The sequence below is a fragment of the Chitinophaga polysaccharea genome (assembly GCF_007829335.1).
GTDB classification, from domain to species: domain Bacteria; phylum Bacteroidota; class Bacteroidia; order Chitinophagales; family Chitinophagaceae; genus Chitinophaga; species Chitinophaga polysaccharea_B.
This window is the reverse complement of record NZ_VIWO01000003.1, coordinates 485,024-504,396: the sequence shown is the minus strand read 5'-3', so window position 1 is coordinate 504,396 and position 19,373 is coordinate 485,024. Positions and strand designations below refer to the sequence as shown.

Annotated in this window: 15 protein-coding genes; 10 read left to right on the top strand and 5 right to left on the bottom strand. The window is 46.7% G+C overall.

Features of this window, described 5'->3' with window-relative positions; all coding sequences use genetic code 11:
• Positions 1-7: 7 nt before the first annotated feature.
• The 5 genes from FHW36_RS13640 (at position 8) to FHW36_RS13620 (ending at position 6,182) form a co-directional block, all read left to right on the top strand.
• A complete protein-coding gene (locus tag FHW36_RS13640) occupies positions 8-1,387 on the top strand; it encodes a mercuric reductase (RefSeq protein WP_145669772.1) in 1,380 nt (459 codons plus the stop codon).
• Between the two features lie 42 nt (positions 1,388-1,429).
• Entirely contained in the window at positions 1,430-2,371 is a 942-nt protein-coding gene (locus FHW36_RS13635; RefSeq protein ID WP_145669764.1) for an ABC transporter ATP-binding protein, read from the top strand.
• 8 nt (positions 2,372-2,379) lie between these two features.
• A complete protein-coding gene (locus tag FHW36_RS13630) occupies positions 2,380-3,951 on the top strand; it encodes an ABC transporter permease/substrate-binding protein (protein WP_145669761.1) in 1,572 nt (523 codons plus the stop codon).
• A complete protein-coding gene (gene egtB, locus FHW36_RS13625; protein WP_145669757.1) occupies positions 3,948-5,105 on the top strand; it encodes an ergothioneine biosynthesis protein EgtB in 1,158 nt (385 codons plus the stop codon). Before FHW36_RS13630 ends, egtB begins: the two co-directional genes overlap by 4 nt.
• Before the next feature lie 87 nt (positions 5,106-5,192).
• The gene (locus tag FHW36_RS13620) at positions 5,193-6,182 is read left to right on the top strand and encodes an L-histidine N(alpha)-methyltransferase (RefSeq protein ID WP_145669753.1); all 990 of its coding nucleotides are present in this window, start codon (positions 5,193-5,195) and stop codon (positions 6,180-6,182) included.
• 4 nt (positions 6,183-6,186) lie between these two features.
• On the opposite strand, the gene FHW36_RS13615 is transcribed toward FHW36_RS13620, so the two are convergent.
• A complete protein-coding gene (locus FHW36_RS13615) occupies positions 6,187-6,657 on the bottom strand; it encodes a DinB family protein (protein ID WP_145669750.1) in 471 nt (156 codons plus the stop codon).
• Positions 6,658-6,837: 180 nt separating this feature from the next.
• On the opposite strand from FHW36_RS13615, the gene FHW36_RS13610 reads away from it, so the two are divergent.
• Positions 6,838-9,528 (top strand): outer membrane beta-barrel protein, encoded by a 2,691-nt coding sequence (locus tag FHW36_RS13610; protein ID WP_145669747.1) that lies wholly within the window; start codon positions 6,838-6,840, stop codon positions 9,526-9,528.
• A gap of 3 nt (positions 9,529-9,531) precedes the next feature.
• On the opposite strand, the gene FHW36_RS13605 is transcribed toward FHW36_RS13610, so the two are convergent.
• Together FHW36_RS13605 and FHW36_RS13600 are read right to left on the bottom strand one after the other, a co-directional pair.
• Entirely contained in the window at positions 9,532-10,440 is a 909-nt protein-coding gene (locus FHW36_RS13605; protein WP_145669744.1) for a DsbA family protein, read from the bottom strand.
• Between the two features lie 149 nt (positions 10,441-10,589).
• Positions 10,590-11,450 carry an OmpA/MotB family protein gene (locus FHW36_RS13600; RefSeq protein WP_145669740.1) on the bottom strand — a complete coding sequence of 287 codons (861 nt, stop codon included), beginning with the start codon at positions 11,448-11,450 and terminating at the stop codon, positions 10,590-10,592.
• A gap of 280 nt (positions 11,451-11,730) precedes the next feature.
• Here FHW36_RS13600 and FHW36_RS13595 point away from each other — a divergent pair, with 280 nt between their 5' ends.
• Complete coding sequence (locus tag FHW36_RS13595) at positions 11,731-12,756, top strand: LacI family DNA-binding transcriptional regulator (protein WP_145669737.1); 1,026 nt, start codon at positions 11,731-11,733, stop codon at positions 12,754-12,756.
• A gap of 343 nt (positions 12,757-13,099) precedes the next feature.
• Here FHW36_RS13595 and FHW36_RS13590 read toward each other — a convergent pair whose 3' ends face one another.
• Positions 13,100-15,283 (bottom strand): S9 family peptidase, encoded by a 2,184-nt coding sequence (locus FHW36_RS13590; RefSeq protein WP_145669732.1) that lies wholly within the window; start codon positions 15,281-15,283, stop codon positions 13,100-13,102.
• Positions 15,284-15,443: 160 nt separating this feature from the next.
• On the bottom strand, positions 15,444-16,388 hold the full coding sequence (locus FHW36_RS13585; RefSeq protein ID WP_145669725.1) for a hypothetical protein: 945 nt from the start codon (positions 16,386-16,388) through the stop codon (positions 15,444-15,446).
• 152 nt (positions 16,389-16,540) lie between these two features.
• Here FHW36_RS13585 and FHW36_RS13580 point away from each other — a divergent pair, with 152 nt between their 5' ends.
• The 3 genes from FHW36_RS13580 to FHW36_RS13570 are packed head-to-tail and all read left to right on the top strand — an operon-like array spanning position 16,541 to position 19,369.
• Positions 16,541-17,806 carry a dihydroorotase gene (locus FHW36_RS13580; protein ID WP_145669712.1) on the top strand — a complete coding sequence of 422 codons (1,266 nt, stop codon included), beginning with the start codon at positions 16,541-16,543 and terminating at the stop codon, positions 17,804-17,806.
• Positions 17,807-17,815: 9 nt separating this feature from the next.
• The gene (locus tag FHW36_RS13575; RefSeq protein WP_145669709.1) at positions 17,816-18,355 is read left to right on the top strand and encodes a DUF4199 domain-containing protein; all 540 of its coding nucleotides are present in this window, start codon (positions 17,816-17,818) and stop codon (positions 18,353-18,355) included.
• Between the two features lie 15 nt (positions 18,356-18,370).
• On the top strand, positions 18,371-19,369 hold the full coding sequence (locus tag FHW36_RS13570) for a glycosyltransferase family 2 protein (protein ID WP_145669706.1): 999 nt from the start codon (positions 18,371-18,373) through the stop codon (positions 19,367-19,369).
• Positions 19,370-19,373 lie beyond the last annotated feature (4 nt).

Sequence of the window (19,373 nt, the reverse complement as noted above, 5' to 3'; positions counted from 1 at the left end):
TCTCTGTATGCTGAAATTCGACGCTATTATCATCGGATCCGGTCAGGGTGGTAACCCCCTGGCAAGAAAACTGGCTAAGAAAGGATGGAAAACTGCCCTTGTCGAACAGCGATACCCGGGCGGCACCTGCATCAACGACGGATGTACACCCACTAAAGCGATGATAGCTTCAGCAAAGGTGGCGAACACCGTGTTTCACAGCAAATTCTGGGGCATCCATTCCCATGGGCTCTCCGCCGATCTCCCTGCCATCATATCCAGGAAAAACAATATCGTGGAAGATTTCCGGGAAGGAACCCTGAAAGGACTCCTCGATGATCATGTTGAGGTGTTCCTGGGCACCGCTGTATTCAGCGGTCTATATACTATCCAGGTAACCGGTCACCAGGACGAGTCTGATGTCCTCACCGCAGAACATATCTTCGTCAATACCGGCTCACGCCCATATATCCCCGATATCCCCGGCCTCCAAGAGGTGCCTTATCTTACCTCCACCACCCTGCTGGAAGAAGTAATCATTCCTAAAGACCTCATCATCCTGGGCGGTAGCTACATTGCCCTGGAAATGGGACAACTCTACCAGCGTTTAGGCAGCAACGTTACCCTTATCGAGTCGGCGCCGCAGCTGGTCAGTAAGGAAGATCCGGATGTAGCGGCGGTGATCAAGAAGATGCTGGAATCTGAAAATATGCAGATATACACCGGTACCCAGGCCACCCGCATCAGCAGATCAGGTAAGCAGATCAACGTAGATATAGTGACAGGTACCACCCGGGAAAAACTAACGGGCACCCATATACTGGTAGCCACCGGGCGTACACCCAATACCGCCGGGTTACAACTACAGCATACACAGGTACTCCTGGACGAAAAAGGGTATATACAGGTAAACAACCGCCTGGAAACCAGCGCACCAGGCATCTATGCCCTGGGCGATGTAAAGGGCGGACCTGCCTTTACCCATATCTCCTACAATGATCACCTGATTATTTACAAAAACCTGTTTGAAAACGCTAACTTATCCATACAAACCAGGCAGGTACCCTACTGCATGTTTACAGATCCGCAATTGGGTCGTATAGGCATGACCGAAACGGAAGCGAAGAACAATAATATCCCGGTGAAGGTGGCGCACCTGCCAATGGAAAAAGTTGCGAGGGCCATTGAAACCGGGCAAACAAGAGGATTTATGAAAGCGCTGGTACACCAGCAAACCGACAAAATACTGGGCGTAGCCATACTCGGACCGGAAGGCGGCGAAATCATGTCTATCCTGCAAATGGCCATGCTGGGCGGCATTACAGCCTCCCAGGTACGCGACATGATATTTGCCCACCCGTTGTATGCAGAGGCGTTGAACAACCTGTTTATGTCCCTGGAAAAATAGGCGGCATATTGAGCAAATTTTTCCCCATCTTATTTATCGCCCATGATTAAACTGGATCATGTTTTCAAAAATTTTGGACCGCAAAAAAATGCCGTCAACGATCTTTCATTGGAAGTAGCCGATGGAGAAACCCTCGTATTACTCGGCACCAGCGGATGCGGGAAAACAACCACCTTGCGCATGATTAACCGCCTGCTGGAACCAGATAGCGGACACATCTATGTAAACGGTAAAGAAATCAGGCAACTGGCCCCGGAAACACTCCGTCGCACCATCGGTTACGTACTGCAAAATACCGGGCTGTTTCCCCATTACACAGTCAGTGAAAATATAGCTATTGTACCTTCTTTACTGCAGTGGGATAAAGCCACTATTCAGCAACGGGTAATAACACTAATGGATAAACTCCGTCTCTCCCCCGCCGAATATGCCAACGCCTGGCCCCAACAGCTCAGCGGCGGACAACAGCAACGCGTAGGGCTGGCCCGTGCCCTGGCAGCCGATCCGCCAGTAATGCTGATGGATGAACCCTTCGGCGCCCTCGACCCGCTCACACGTATCAGCGTACGAAGAGAATTCAAAGCCCTCGATGAACTCAGCAACAGAACCATCATCCTGGTAACCCACGATGTGGAAGAAGCATTTGAACTGGGTAGCCGCATATGCCTGATGAACGAAGGAACCATTCAGCAACTGGGCACTCCTTTAGAACTCCTCCGGCGTCCGGCAAACGAATTTGTGGCCGCCTTCCTGGCTCCCCAACGCCTGCAGCTGGAATTAAAAGCATTAAAAATAAAGGATCTCTGGGCCTGGCTTCCACATCAGCACAGTCCCGGCTATACAACAACCCTCAGCGCCGATCAAACCTGCTGGGAAGCCATGGAAGCCGTCATCTCCCAGCCCATATTGGTACAATATGCGCAGGAACAAAAAATATTGGATAGCAGCGGGCTAATGCAAGCCATTGCCGCCTGGAAAAACTGATACCAAGAATGGAAACAAAGGAAACACTATTCGACTTCTTACAACAACAGTCCGGCAAATTACTGGAACAAACCCTCACACACACCGGGCTAACCTTTATATCCGTGCTGCTGGCCGTAGCCATAGGAGTACCCGCCGGCATATTCATCTCCAGGAGAAAAAAACTATCGGGCCTGGTACTCGGCTTTGCTGGTGTGATGCAAACCATTCCCAGCATTGCATTACTGGGCTTTATGATTCCCCTGTTGGGCATTGGCCCAAAACCCGCTATAGTGGCGCTCTTCCTTTATGCCCTGCTACCTATTATCCGTAATACCTACACCGGTATACAGGGAGTAGATGCCACCGTAATAGAAGCCGCCACCGGTATGGGAATGAGCCGGCGTCAGCTATTATACAAAGTACAACTTCCCTTAGCCATGCCCGTTATACTGGCAGGCGTCCGTACAGCTACCGTCATCAACGTAGGCGTAGCTACCCTCGCGGCTTATATTGCCGCCGGTGGATTAGGCGAATTTATCTTTGGCGGCATTGCCCTCAACAACACCAATATGATGCTGGCCGGCGCTATCCCCGCGGCATTGCTGGCTATCCTGTTCGACTGGCTGTTGTCCCTGCTGCAACATATCAATATCCGCAAAACCAGGAAAATGGTATACCTGCTGCCATTAATTTTCCTGGTATTATCTTCCTTCTATCTGCTGCCCGACACTTACAGGGGCAAAATGCTGGCAGGATTTACACCGGAATTTATGGGAAGAAAAGATGGATACCTCGGCCTCCGGTCCGTTTATGGCCTGCATATGCGCACCCTGGTGATCAGCGATATGATCATGTATAAAGCAGCCTATGAGAAAAAACTGGACGTAATCAGCGGCAGCAGCACTGATGGCCGCGTAAAAGCATTTGACCTGGTTGTGCTGGAAGATGATAAACATATTTTTCCACCCTACTATGCAGCCCCCATCCTGCGTAACGCCACCCTCACCAAATACCCTGCGCTCGCACCTGCCCTGAATCGCCTCGCCGGCAGGATTAATGATAGTATCATGACGGAACTGAACTACCGGGTAGATTATCTCAAACAAAATCCGGAAACGGTAGCCCGGGATTTTCTTCGGTCACAACACCTCCTGCAACCCGCAGGTAGCGGCACAGAAGGTACCATCCGCATAGGCTCTAAAATTTTTGGCGATGGCTATATCCTGGCCAGCATCTATAAAATGCTCATTGAAGGTTATACCAATTACGCAGCCGTTACTAAAACAGGATTAGGCGGCACCAAAATTGTTTTCGATGCACTGACCAATGACCAGATAGATCTCTACCCGGAATATACCGGCACCGGGCTGCTGGTGTTGTTAGAAACGCCACAACATATTACCGACAGCATTATTGGCGACAAACAAAAAGTATATAACTACGTGAGCCAGGCATTCAAAAAAGAATTTGATATCGTTTGGCTGACACCTATAGGTTTTAATAATACATATGCCTTAATGATGCGCAAAACAGACGCAGAAAAATGGCATATCAACAATATTTCAGCATTGACAGACTTTGTAAACAAACGGCAATGACATCATTACAGGCACAATACGAAACCGTGCGCCGCAGAACCGAAAGTATCTGTGCTCCACTAAAAACCGAAGACTATGTGGTGCAGCCCGTGGTGGATGTAAGTCCCCCGAAATGGCATCTGGGCCATACTACCTGGTTCTTTGAAACCTTTATACTGCTTCCTAACGACAAGGACTATACGGTATTTGACCCGCAGTACAACTATGTGTTCAACAGCTATTATGAATCTGTAGGCGCGCGGGTTATCCGCACCAACCGGGGAAACCTGAGCCGCCCGGCCGTAGAAGATATTATGCGGTATCGCCGGTATGTGGATAACGCCATGGGCGCGTTCCTGGCAAAGCACTCCCTCCCCCCGGGGCTACAGGCGCTGTTTATCTTAGGGCTCAACCATGAAGAACAGCACCAGGAGCTGCTTTATACCGACATTAAATATATACTGGGGCATAATCCACTATTTCCTCCTTACGATAGTACCCGCAAAGATATATTGCTGGTGAACAATCACGGCGATTCATGGTTAACTATGAAGGCTGGTATTTACGAGATTGGATTTTCAGGTGATGGTTTTTGTTTTGATAATGAACTAGGGAGACATAAAGTGTACCTGGGCGATTACAGCATCAGTCACCAGCTCGTAACCAACGCAGAATATCTTGCCTTCATCGATGCCGGTGGATACCAGGATTTCCGCTACTGGCATGCCGAAGGCTGGGATTGGGTAAAAAATAACCAGGTCACTACCCCTCTATATTGGTACCAGATAGAAGGACGGTGGATGCATTATAACTGGCAGGGGCTTCAACCATTGATGCCGGAAGCGCCGGTAACGCATATCAGTTTTTACGAGGCCGCCGCATTTGCTGCGTGGAAGGGTTGCCGATTGCCCACAGAGTTCGAATGGGAAGCAGCGGCGCCGCATCTTTCTTTCGGCCTTCGCTGGGAATGGTGTAACAGCGCCTATCTGCCTTACCCCGGCTTTGTACAGGCGCCTGGCGCTATCGGGGAGTATAACGGGAAGTTTATGGTAAACCAGATGGTACTGCGCGGTAGTTCCGAAGTTACTTCTCCCAACCACAGCCGTATTACCTATCGTAATTTTTTTCATCCCCCGTTGAGATGGCAATTTACGGGAATAAGATTGGCAAGGTGATTGAGCAGCCGTTATGAGATAAATCCACTTGCCGGTGCTGTCTGAGACAAACCCGGCATCCTGGCTTCCGAACATCAAAAAGTGTGTATGACTGTAATTCCGACAATGCTGGCTCCCGGCAAGCGCAAGCCTGCAACCGACATATTTTACCACGATGTAATACAGGGCCTCACCGCACCGCAGAAATACCTGGATCCCAAATATTTCTACGATGCCACCGGCGATGCCCTCTTTCAGCAAATCATGCAATGCCATGAGTATTATCTTACCGGATGCGAAATGGAAATTCTCCGCCAGCAGTCGGCGCAGATTGCGCAGGCTTTGCAATACTATGCCGGCACTTTCGACCTCGTGGAACTGGGCGCCGGCGATGCTACCAAATCGGTACACCTGCTGCAGCAGTTGGTTAATAACGGCGTCGACTATACGTATTTCCCGATAGACATCTCTGCCAATGTAATCAGCCAGTTAGAGAAATCCCTACCGGCCATGATTCCCGGCCTGCGCCTGCATGGGTTAAACGGCGAATATTTTCACATGCTCCAACAGGCCAATCTCCATACCAGCCGGAAAAAAGTACTGCTGTTCATGGGGGCCAACATTGGAAACTATAGCCTGCATGCTGCCAGGACTTTCTGCCAGCAACTGAGAGGCTACCTGCAACCCGGCGATCTGCTGCTGACGGGGTTCGATCTGAAAAAACACCCCAAAATTATCCTGAACGCGTACAATGATGCAGCCGGCATTACCCGTGCATTTAATTTTAACCTGTTACACCGCATCAACCGCGAACTACAGGCAGATTTTGATACCAACAAATTTGAACATTACCCTACTTATGATCCGGCTACAGGCGCTTGCAAAAGTTACCTTATCAGCCTGGAAGACCAGGTAATACATATAGGAAAAGAGGTAAGCATCCCCTTTGCAGAAAATGAATCGCTTTACATGGAGATATCCCAGAAATACAGCCTGGAAGAAACGGACCAACTGGCTGCACAAGCAGGTTTCAAACCAGTTGCCCGCTTTTTTGATCACCGGCACTGGTATACCGACTGTTTATGGAAATGTGTGTGAGCACTTACCCCCAGGCGCCTAAAAAACGCCGCAGGGCCACAATTTCCCCTACGTGATAACTGTTATGATCTATCAGTAAAATAGCCTCCCTGAAGAGATGCTGCCCCGTGCCATGCGGAAAAGGGGCAAACAGGTCTTTTGAAGTCTCCAGCAGGCCTACAAAAGCATGCAGATCTTTATCCACCTGCTCAATACTATGCTTCCAGGCCGCTTCGCTGTCTGGCGCGGTAGCCACCGGCCAGTAATCTTTGGGCCAGTCAGGCTCCTTGTAATCAGGATTACGCGAAAAATCAAGAATATCATGCTGGGCAATCCGGATATGTTCTACCAACTGCCAGATGCTATAGGGTATATGGTTGGGTACTACCCCTCTCAGCGCAGCGGGCAAATCCCTGACCGCATCTTTGAAAGTCACATGTGCATTGGCTTTCAACAACATTTCCTTTAAAGACTTTACTAAAGTTGGTGTTGTCATAAAATAGTACTGGGTTTTCGCTATAACATCCCTACCCGCCTGAAAGTTGTAAATGATTCGTTAATACGATCATTATTATTCTTTTTTCACACTTTTGCGAATATTCATGTTTGATTAACTAACTGTCAGCGCCCCCGCGGTATCATTGCAGTAATTCTTGTTTTTAACCAAATCGTACCAATGGTCAAATTCACGGTTACTATCATTACATGGTTGACAGTTATTCATTTCACAGTTTTTGCCCAACGGGAAATAAAAGGTCACGTATACGATAAAGACGACAGGAAACCGTTGCAGGAAGCCAACGTATTCCTCTTTACAGCAGAAAAATCCATCCTGAAAGGACAGGCAGTAACGGATCAGCATGGCGACTTTATCATTAAAAATATACCGCCGGGTAACTATGTGCTGACTATCAGCTTTATGGGCTACCGGGCAGCCACGCTCCCCGTAGAATTTACCGAAAGAGCAAGACTATGGCAAATACCGCTTCCCCAAACCGGGCTGCAAAAAAATGCCATCACCCTGAATAGTATCAGTATCAAAATAAACAAGCCGCTGTTTATCATCCGGAAAGATACGATCGAATTTTCCGCCAAAGATTTTCCTACAGCGGAAAACGCGTCGATGAAAAACCTGCTGCAAAAAATTCCCGGCTTAACAATAGACCAAGACGGAAATTTCTACTATCTGGGCCGTCGCATCCGTGAACTCTATATCAATGGACGCCCGGTTTTCTCGCAAGGGCCGAACTCCTCTGGCGATCCGCAAAAAATATCAAGAATGCTACTGGCCAACCTGGTGGATAAAATTCAGATTGCCGACAAAAAAGGCATAGATGGCATGATTGAAGGAGGTAAAAATGAAAAGGTCATTAACATTACCGTGAAACAGGACATGAAGAAGAAAATCAATGGGGTAGCCGGCGCCGGCTACGGCACTGATGGCCGTTACAACCTGGCCGCCAATGCCAACTTATTCAGGGATGATAAACAAATTATCACCTCGGCCAACATAAATAATACGAACGCCCAACAAGGCCCCTATTCAACTGATGATGCACTGTCAGCGGAAAACTTCGGCCGCGGAGTGTCAAAAAGAAGAACGCTCAATGGAAATGCCTCCATTGACCTTGCTCCCAAAGTTAAGCTGAACACTAACCTCATGGTTTACAGCGACCGCCCAACAAATGATCAGGAACTACAACGGGATAATGTACTGCCCGACAGCACTTTCCGTTACAATAGCCATACGCAAATGGAAAACACTTTTTCACAAAATATGCTGTTTGCCAACCTTAGCATACAGCTCAACGATCGAAATATTATCACATTGGATGTATCGGGAAGTGTGGGAAGATTCGATATCAATACTCAAAACAAATATGTATCTACCTCAGGAAAAAATAATGATACCATTAACCAGGGAAATACCAGCAATGCTGCTCTTACCAAAAAAAATGGATTCATGTACACTGGCATGTATACTAACATATCACACAACAAGAAGGGGAGAGTTAATTTCTCCATGAGCATAAACCAGGAAAATTCCGACAATGAGCAACAAAACAATACGCTTAACATCAGTGCAGCTACACATCTATCAGATACCATCAACCAAAAAATAAATGCGACCACCCATACCCGTAACATCAGCACATCAGCCGGCTACCAATATTCGATCCTGCCAGAGCTCGCGCTGACAGCCGGGTATAAATTTAACGGCCAATATACTGGTAATGATCAACAAGCCTTTGATTTTGACGAGGGGAAAAGAGGGTTCTATCGCAGCAATAAAGACTTAACCTATAATTTCCGCAATAACCTCAATACACATACCGTTACCGCAGGGATATTCAAATCTGGCAAAAAGCTGGAAGGCGTATTCAATCTTTCCTTTGTTAGCTCCAGCTCTAACAGCGACAACTTTACACTCGCAGCACACTACTACCAAAGAGTTAATTACTTGTCACCTAACTTATTCATGTCCTACAAGATTGATAACTACAAAACTCTTAGTGCCAATTTCGTCCGGGAAACACAACCTGTTCAGGCTGCGGGGACGCTAATACCCGTCATATCAACCGCCAACCCATTATATATACAACTGGGCAACCCTGACCTGAAACCAACAATCTCTAATACAGCCAACTTAGATTACCGCTCTTTCAGTGTCAATGGGCTCTCCTTCAGCACTAACCTGTCTCTTAATATACCACAACATGCTGCTACCAAAAGTATTTCTTCTGATTCATCCGGCAAACAAATCAGCCAGACGATCAACACAAATGGGAACTATATTATCAATCAAAGCATCACGCTGAGCAAACGTTTTGCTAAATCAGGACTATCACTGAACTATTACACGATGTATGATCTTAATCATGTGAATACATTCATTAATAATCTACAAAACTCCACCTCTCAATTTCGTTATCGACAACAATTAAACGCCTCCTGGATGTACAAAAAATTCCTCGAAGTAGAAAGTATCGCTGTAATGGAGTATATCAACAATACCTATTCTATCCAGGGCAATGCGCACCATGACTACCTCAATTATTTGCTCAACTTAAACACCAATACTTACCTTCCCCTGGATATAAATGTAGGTGTCGGCACCCTATATGTCAACAGCACGGCCCAGCATCAACAGTTTATAGTGGTAAACTCCTGGATATCAAAAACTTTTCTTCCGAAAAAAAGCCTGCAGGCAAAACTATTTGTATATGATTTATTCCGAAAAAACCAATCATTAGTCACCACCCAGACCTTCACCTATATAGAACAACAAACCAACTCCGTTCTGGCTCAATACTTCCTGTTCAGCCTCTCCTGGTTCTTCGGGAAAAGCAACCCTACAGCTAAATAGGGCTTATTTCAATGACCAAAGTTGTCCACTGGCAATAGTATGCACCTGCAGCTTGTCCTCTTCCAACAAGGCATTTAACCGCACAGCCGCCTCTTCAAAAGAAAGCTGGTTTAATCCTGCAAATTCTTTAGTAGTCAGCGTGGGATAATAAGAAAATAACGCGATGCCGGTAGCGTAAGTCCTTGCCTGCGCTGCCGGTAACATTTTATGCAAAGCCGTAGTAAATACCTGGTAAGGCTTGGCGCCGTATACCAGCTCAGACTTCCCATCTCGATCAATGAAAAATATGGAGGGGAATCCCCTCACCCCCAGCTGCTTTCCCAGTTGCAGATCTGCTTCAAACAACGCGGCCCCTGCGCTCTTAAAATCGGTCTCGAGTCGCGGTAAATCCAATCCCGCGTAACCAGCTGCTTTTAATACCGGTCCGGGTTTGCAGATATTCTGTTTATCCATAAACAGTAACTCTCTCATTCGACGCAGGAAAATTACCGCCTTATGCGGATCCTGTTGCTGTGCAGCCTTAAACCAGATAGAAGGTGGATAGGAAGAAGGTAATGGATCTTCCAGCCATACATTGCCATCAATCGGCATCTGGTAATGTTGACTCACCTCATCCCAATGATGGGCAACATCACCCGGACCATTAATGCCTCCGGAACTATACACGTCCCATGATGGCAACAATCCTCCCATATGATAATGAATATCGAGTACATGGCCGTATTCCAGCTTCAGGCGCCGCCATTGGGGCTCTATCCCCCAACAGGTAGAACAGATCGGATCCGTAAAATAAATGAGTTTAATAGGCTTATCAGTTGCTTCCAGTCCTTTGATAGCAGGCGCACTGCTCAGCACTGATCCAGGGATTTCACAAACTCCGCTCACAGGATCACAAAACATAGGTCCATTCATATAACTATTATTAGTTGCTGACAAAGATAGGAAAGCCGAAGGCATAAAGCATAAAGCTATTGAGGCGAATGACTTGGCGATTTAATTCGCTTTGATCATTCGCCTCAATAGCTTTATGCTTTATGCCTTCGGCTTTATGCTTTATGCTATTAATTAGCTGGTTTTTCCAGCAGCTTAAAGAACTGATCCAGCTGTGGCAATATCACAATCCTGGTTCTGCGGTTAGCAGCCTTACCTTCTGGTGTATCGTTGGTGGTAACCGGTACATATTCACTTCTACCCGCAGCTGTCATACGCGCAGGCGGAATACCATACTGGTTCTGCAGGATACGTACCACAGAAGTAGCTCTTTTTACACTCAGATCCCAGTTATCCAGCAATATATTAGGACGGTAGGGAACATTGTCGGTATGTCCTTCTACCATGAATTCAATATCCGGTTGCGCAATCAATACTTTGGCCACTTTCCCCAGTACTTCCTTCGCTCTTTCGTTGATGTCATAACTACCGCTCTTAAACAGCAATTTATCGGAAATATCAATGTACACAACACCTTTATCTACCTTGATATTGATGTCTTTATCATCCAGGTTGCCGATGGCTCCTTTCAGGTTCATTACCAGCTGCATGTTCAGGGAGTCTTTACGGGCGATAGCGGATTGCAGGTCCTTGATATAGGCATCTTTAGCCCCGATATTATCCAGCGACTTCTTAATACTTTCCGCCTGTGAGCTGGAAATAACAGATAATTCCTTCAGGTGATCCAGCATCTGCGTGTTATTGGCTTTCAACTGATCCTGCTGTTCTGTTAAATTAGTTACCTTCTCCTTATAGGAAGCGGCAGCACGCGCAGCATCCTCTTCGCAATTTCTCAACTTACCGTATGTTGCCCTGTACAGGCTATCCAGTTGAGCGTTTCTCGCCTGGGATTCCCGCAATTTGCGTGGGGCAGAACAAGAAGCTAAAATGGTTACTAAAGCTACCGGTAAGGCTAGGTGTGCTATTTTCATAAAAATGACAAATTTTGTTAATCTAATAATAGGCTATATATGATCTTTTAGGGATACAATGGAAGGCACCCGTTCACAGCAAATAGCAGGCCGAAGCAGCTCATCAATAGTTAGAAAATTGTTAGAATACCTGAAACAGGGGCTATTCTTCCTTCAAAAAACTAGCTTCATCTTATCTAACGACCTTTATTCATAAAAAAAAGTTAATGTTTTGTAATATCTAAGTAACTTGTCCGCCAGAGTATATGCTGTATCTATTTTCTATTAATTGCTGAAATGTATGAGAAAGGTGGTTTCTTCGGGTCAACCAACAATAAAGGAAATTGCAAAAAGGCTGAACATCTCTGTATCTACGGTATCAAGAGCATTACACGATCATCATAGTATTGGTTTAAGGACTAAAGCCAGGGTGAAAGAGCTGGCAGCTGAACTGAACTATGAGCGCAACCAGACGGCTATTTATTTCCAGCAGGGTAAAACATTTACCATTGGTATCCTGCTGCCCGAATTATCGGAAGCGTTCTTCGCCAGTGCCATCAGCGGCATTGAAGATATGGCCTATAGCAACAACTATACGGTGTTACTCGGACAATCACACGATGATGAAGCCCGGGAAAAACAGATCATCCAGAGTATGAAGCAACACCGGGTAGACGGCTGTATTGTGTCTATCGGCAAAAATACCAGCAATTACGAACATTTTGAGATGCTGCAACAGGCGCGCATTCCGGTAGTATTCTTCGATCGCATTCCCGACCTCCCTAATATGCACGCCGTTTCCTGTAACCTGGAGTCCGGCACCGTACAGGCAGTAGATTTCCTGCTAAAGCAAGGCCACCGCGTTATTGGCATGATCAATGGCCCCGAAACCATGGTGGCCAGTAAAGAGCGGGCAGCCGGCTATATCAGGGCCCTGCAGAAACACCGGCTGAAATACGATCCTAAGCTGATCGTAAATGCCGACCTTACTGCTGCCGGTACCGCCGACGCCATGGAATACCTCCTGTCACTCAAAAGAAAAGTAACAGCAGTGGTCACCTTCAATGACTATGTAGCCATGGATGCGGTCCAATATGCCCTCAAACAAAAATTGGAAATAAATAAGGATATAACTTTTGTATCTTACGCCAATACACCGGTAAGCGGGTATACAGCATTCCCCCCTGCGGCTTCTGTGGAACAATTCCCGTATGAACAAGGGCAGGCAGCTACTAATATGTTATTGTCACTGCTGAGTGGAGAACATGCATTGAATGATTACCAACGCACTATTATGGAATCACAACTGGTGATCCATAACCGTTGAGGAGTTATTTGATCGATAACCTTGCCACAGCTGCTTACCGTGGCAGGTTATACGACTTCATTGTTCGCTGTCTATAATTGCTGCTTTTCAGGCTTAATCTACTTGCTGATTAATTGCTAATTGCTACAACGATTCTACGTGATTTTTTTAACATTCTGTATACGCAAACGCTTGCGTTATCAGCGCAAGCGTTTGCGTAATGCCTCTAAAACATCGTTATGCCCTATTTCTGCACCATTCAACGATTAAACGGTATAACGCATATTAAATAAAGAAGCGAAGAGGATAATGAAAAAGTACGATTCATTATCTTCTTCGCTTCCCTTGTATGCCTATCCGACGACTACTTCAAATGTGCATCAAAATAATCGGTAATCTTCTGCATCAGGTGTACCCTGTCTTTTCCCAATACATTATGTAAATGTCCTGGGTATACAAAATAATCTACCTGCACCCCATTATCTACACAGGTTCTGATAAAATCAATAGAATGCTGCCACACCACTACATCGTCATTAGTGCCATGTATCAGCATCAGCTTACCCTGCAGGTTCTTTGTTTTGGTGAGCAGGTTAGCATTGGCATATCCTTCGGGATTGTCCTGTGGCGTATCCATATAACGTTCGGTATACATTACTTCATACATGCTCCAGTCAATAACCGGTCCCCCGGCAACACCTACCTTAAATACATCCGGATGACGCAACATCAGCGACGTGGTCATAAAACCTCCAAAGCTCCAGCCATGCACTCCCATTTTATCTGTGTTGATAAATGGTAATGATTTCAGGTAGGCCACTCCCTGTAACTGGTCATTCATTTCCACGGTACCTAACTGGCGGAAAGTAGCCTGTTCAAAGGCTTTTCCGCGGTTATCACTTCCCCGGCCATCCATCGTAAAAATCACATAACCATGTTGCGCCATGTATTCATACCAGAGATTACCACTGTAAGGATAGGTATTACGGATCAACTGTACATTGGGGCCGTTATATAGGTATACTATAACAGGATATTTCTTTGTCGCATCAAAATTTACCGGCAATATCAGTTTGCCGTATAAAGGCGTACCATCGTCTGCTTTCAGCGTTATCTCCCTGATTTCCGGGCGTTGAAAATTTTTCAGCGGATCCTGGGCAACCAGCACATTTTTCGACCATTTGCCGGCAGTTGCCGCTACCCGGGCGGTATAGGGCGTGGTACCAGAACTGTAAGCATCTACCAGGTAACTGCCATCACTGCTCACCTGCGCATCATGCCAGCCGGCAGCGGTATCTAAACGCATGTTATCAGACCGGTTTACGCCGTATTTCGTGGCGTAAATATGTTTTTCCATCGGACTTTCTTTCGCGGCTGTATAAATGACCTCATTACGTTTGGCATTGATGCCCACCAGCTCATTTACCACCCAATTGCCAGCAGTGATCGCCTTACGATCCCCTTTGGTATTACAGAGATATAAATGTTCGTAGCCACTGGCATCGCTCCACCAGATAAACTGATCGTGCTTACCCGGTATAAAAGTTAAAGTGTGTGTGGGATGTATATATTTAGTATCTGTTTCTTCAAACACAGTCTTTACGAGGTCGCCGGTAGCGGCATTGTATTGATTTAACCATAGGTGATTTTGTTCCCGGTTTAGCAGCGCCACGAAGATAGACTGCTGGTCAGGCGCCCAGGTTACACATGTGAGATAATGATCTGCCGGTCCTCCCGTTTTCAGGAATACCGTCTTTTGCGTAGCCGGCTGGTATACACCTAAAGTGACTTCGTGAGAAGGGCCTCCAGCCATGGGGTATTTAATATTATTGGCTTTGGCGGGAGTTACCGACCAGTCGATGATCGGATAATCTTTTACCATGCGCTGGTCCATGCGGTAAAATGCCAGCAGGTCGCCCTGGGGAGAAAAGAAAATGCCTTTATCGATACCGAATTCCTCCCGGTGTACACTTTTGCCATTTACAATGTTCACATCGGTATCGCTGGTTACAGCCTGTACGGCGCCCGCAGCGGTACGGATATATAAGTTATTCTTTTCCGTCCACGCTACCTGGCCAGTTTGATTGTTGACCGTGATATTTTCAACGGCAGCTGGCAATGTGCACCACTGGCTAAAATGCATGGTGCCGTTTTCCAGTTGTCCTTTGTACAAATTATTGCTCATAGAAAACCAGGCGCTGTTGTCAGACATCCAATGCAACACCGGCATACCCCGTAATTCGCCGGAGGCAAACAGTTGCTGGTTCAGCGAAGACAAGGTCAACAAGGTATCTGCTTTTATTTCGCTTCCTGCCCTGGTGGCGTCAGGAGTATACTTTACCCAGGCATAGCTGCCATTTGCTGGTACTACACGGGTATAGGCATTTTGATTCGGAATCCATTCAAACTGTTTTAACCGTTCCGGCGCCAGTTGCTGGCGGAGTCCATTGGTGGCTTCTGCCATCGTATACTGGCGTTGCTGGGCTTTTGCTCCCGGAGTTCCACTACACATCCATCCGGCTAAAATCAATAGGAAAGCTTTTTTCATGGTGGCTTTTTTAGGGAAACAAAAGTAAGGAATTAGAAGAAAGCATAAAGCCGAAAGCAAAAAGCTATTGTGAAGATGGATCTAAGCGATTTTTTAATACTCGCCAGGTTCTTCTCCACAATAGCTTTTTACTTTCAGCTTTCGGCTTTATGCTTTCCGCTCAATGTGCCAGGTGCCGTTTCACCCACTCCTTTTCTTCAGGTAGCAGGTAATCGGCTCTCTTTTCTGTTATCCAGGAAAAAGTTTTCCGGATATCTGATTTCGCGGTGCGAAAACGGAACAGGAATTCCATCCCCAGCATCAGGTCTGTAAACCCATTTTTCACAGTTTCTATGGTCATCCGGGCGTTGCTGCGCCTTTTGGATAAAAGTTCAGTAATACGGGTGGTAACCGCCTGGATGGCATTTTCATCTGCATATTTATAGATGGCTTCCATGGCTTCGAATTTCAACTGACCGCGGAGCAGGCAACGCATATAAAACATGGCCTCCTTTTCCTTTTCAATATCTGCCAGGGTAGCAAATGCCAGGCTTTTTACATCTTGTCGCTGGTATTCCAGTAATCTGCGGAGGATAGGTACACTCTTTTGGGTACCTACTTTGTGTAGCAGCAAGGTAATATAATAGACATCATACTCATTGCTGGTGCGCTTCAGCAGGTTGTGCGCCCACTCTTCCACTGCCGGGTTGTGGGTGCCCCGCAGGGCCAGCAAGGCCGAGCGGCGTACATTATTATTGAGCGATAAGGTATTGTTAAATAATGGTTCCAGGTCAATATACCCGGGGATGGCCGGCCCGCGCTCCAGGTCTTGCTGAATCGCCGTAATTATATCGGCATCCTGTTCCAGCTTCAGACGGTCCAGCAGGAAGCGGATTACCTCCGGATCGCTGGTATTACGGGAAAGCTGGGTGATAATGAAATAAGCGGCACGGCGTTTTTCTTTGCCAGGTTCTTGTTCAATAAATTGATACAGCTGGGGAATATAGGCATGATTCGCCAATTGCTCGGCCTCGCGGAGGGCCTGCCAGCTGATTGTCTGGCCATTATGCAATTCTTCCGAGCGGTCGCATATCCGGGCTATGAGGTTAGAAAGATAATCAGTCATCACTTGTTATTTTGATCTGCTACCCCTGCATTTTCAATTATCATACCAACCTGCATATCTATCCGAAAACTACGGTCGACGGGGCTTCATCAATTAATAGTTTTATGTTACATTTGCCCCTGTATTTTCGGACCGGTTATAGAACGTAACGCATGCACATACTACTCAAGAACGTAAAGATTATCGCGCCTTCCTCCCCCCTTCACGGGCAGCAAAAAGATATTTCTATTCAAAATGGTATCATTCAACAGGTAGCAGATCACCTGGAAGATGCCCGGGCAACAGTTATTTCAGGTAACAACCTGCACGTATCTGCCGGCTGGATGGATGTTTTCTCGCATTTCTGTGATCCTGGACAGGAACACAAGGAAGACCTGCAAAGTGGTATCAGGGCCGCGGCTACCGGTGGTTTTACTACCGTTATGGTGATCCCCAACACCCAACCCGCTTTGCATACCAAACCGCAAATCGAATATGTACTGAGTAAATCACGCCATTCGGCAGCTACCGTTCTGCCAATTGGCGCCATTACTAAAAACCTGGAAGGCGCCGGGCTGGCAGAAATGTATGAAATGCAGCAGGCAGGCGCCGTAGCCTTTTCAGATGGCATTAAACCGGTACAGTCGCCGGGACTGATGCTCAAAGCCCTTCAATATGTGAAAGCCTTCAATGGCACCGTGATACAGCTCCCGGATGATCAGAGTATTTCCGCGCATGGACTCATGCACGAAGGTATTTACTCCACGCAACTTGGCATGCCCGGCAAACCAGCCCTGGCAGAGGAGCTGCTGATACAACGTGATATCGAACTGGCCAAATACACCGATTCCCGGATCCACTTCACCGGCGTTAGTACCCGCCAGTCGATAGAACTGATCGCTGCCGCCAAAGCAGCAGGTATCAAGGTAACTTGCTCCGTAACACCTTATCACCTGTCGCTCACAGATGCGCAGCTGATTAATTATGATACCCATCTGAAAGTAAACCCGCCGCTACGCACCGCAGATGACGTAAAAGCGTTACAGGAAGCGGTGTTACATGGTACGGTAGACTGTATCGCTACCCATCACCTGCCACAGGACTGGGATGCCAAACAGGTGGAATTTGAATATGCGAAAAATGGTATGATCGGGCTGGAAAGCGCATTTGGCGTATTAAGACAATACCTGCCGCAACTGCCGCTGGAACAGCTGATTAATATGTTGACCATACATCCCCGCAATATATTCGGATTACCACAACCTGCCCTGCAGGAAGGCGCCACCGCCAATCTTACTATCTTTGATCCGGAAGCTGGCTGGCAATTCAATACCGACCATATTGCTTCCCGGTCCAAAAATTCAGCGTATATTGGCGAACAGCTGAAAGGTAAAGTACATGCCACGGTGAATGGACCCGTTTTTCATATAAATAACTAACGTGCGCATATGCAAAAAAATACGAATCCCGGCCTGAAATGGGGATTGCTTGTCGGTGTGATCATGATTGCCTGGAATTTGATAACCTGGAAAGCCGGATATGAATACCTGTTTTCACTGAAGCTGAAATTTATACAATTTATTGTGTGGGCGGTGTTGGGAATGCTCGCAGGAATAGCCAGGAGAAAGGAACTTGGCGGATATATCGGTTTTAAAGAGGCAATTAAGCCTATTTTTACCACATTTATTCTCAGCTCGCTGTTAGTGGCAGTATACAATTACGTTGTATTTAACTATATGGCCACACCAGCATTCCTGGAAATATCCAAACAACACCTGATGAAGGATACTGAATGGTTATTACACGCATTTAAAGCGCCACAGGAGGAGATTGATAAACAACTGAATGACCTGAAAAACGCTGATTACCGGGTAACCATGGCTTCTTCCTTCATCGAATACCTGAGAAACCTGATCAAATTTTTCATCGTATCAGCAGTGTTGGCACTGATTGTCCGGAAAAAAGCACCAGTAGGCACCAAACCATAATACTATTCTATAAAGATGAACATATCCGTAATCGTTCCTTTAAAAAACGAAGAAGAATCATTACCTGAACTGACCGCATGGATTGAGAGGGTGATGGACGCTCATCATTTTACCTACGAGGTATGGATGATAGACGATGGCAGCACCGACGACTCCTGGAGCGTTATCCAGCAGCTGGCGGCGCAAAATCCACGTATCAAGGGGATTAAATTTCAGCGTAACTATGGCAAATCTGCTGCCCTCAATGAAGGCTTCAGCGCCGCACAGGGCGACGTGGTAATTACCATGGATGCCGACCTGCAGGATAGTCCGGATGAAATACCTGAATTATACCGCATGATAATGGAAGACGGATATGACCTGGTGAGCGGATGGAAAAAGAAACGTTACGACAATACCTTTACCAAAAATATTCCTTCCAAGTTATACAACTATACCACTACCCGTATGAGCGGCGTAAAGCTGCATGACATGAACTGCGGCCTTAAATCCTACCGTAAAAAGGTGGTTAAATCTATCGAGGTATACGGTGAAATGCACCGCTATATCCCGGTAATAGCCAAATGGAACGGATTCCGGAAAATCGGAGAGAAAGTAGTAGAACACCGTGCACGCAAATACGGCGTCACCAAGTTCGGCCTGGAACGCTTTATCAATGGCTTTCTCGACCTGGCCACCATCATGTTTATCGGTAAATTCGGCAAACGGCCCATGCACCTCTTCGGCGCCCTGGGTTCCCTCTGCTTTTTTGTGGGTTTTGTGGTAGCGGCTTACCTGGCGCTCGCCAAAATCTTTTTCGATAAAGTAAACATGACAGACCGGCCCCTTTTCTTCTTCGGGTTGCTCTGCATGATTATTGGTTCTCAACTGTTCCTTACCGGGTTTATCGGAGAACTGGTAACCCGCAACGCCACCGAGCGCAATGCCTACCTGGTGGAAGAGCGGATGGATCACACCCAACCAGTTACAGATTACGATCTGCAAGTGTCAAACCTGGCGGAGAGACGCCTCTAATCCC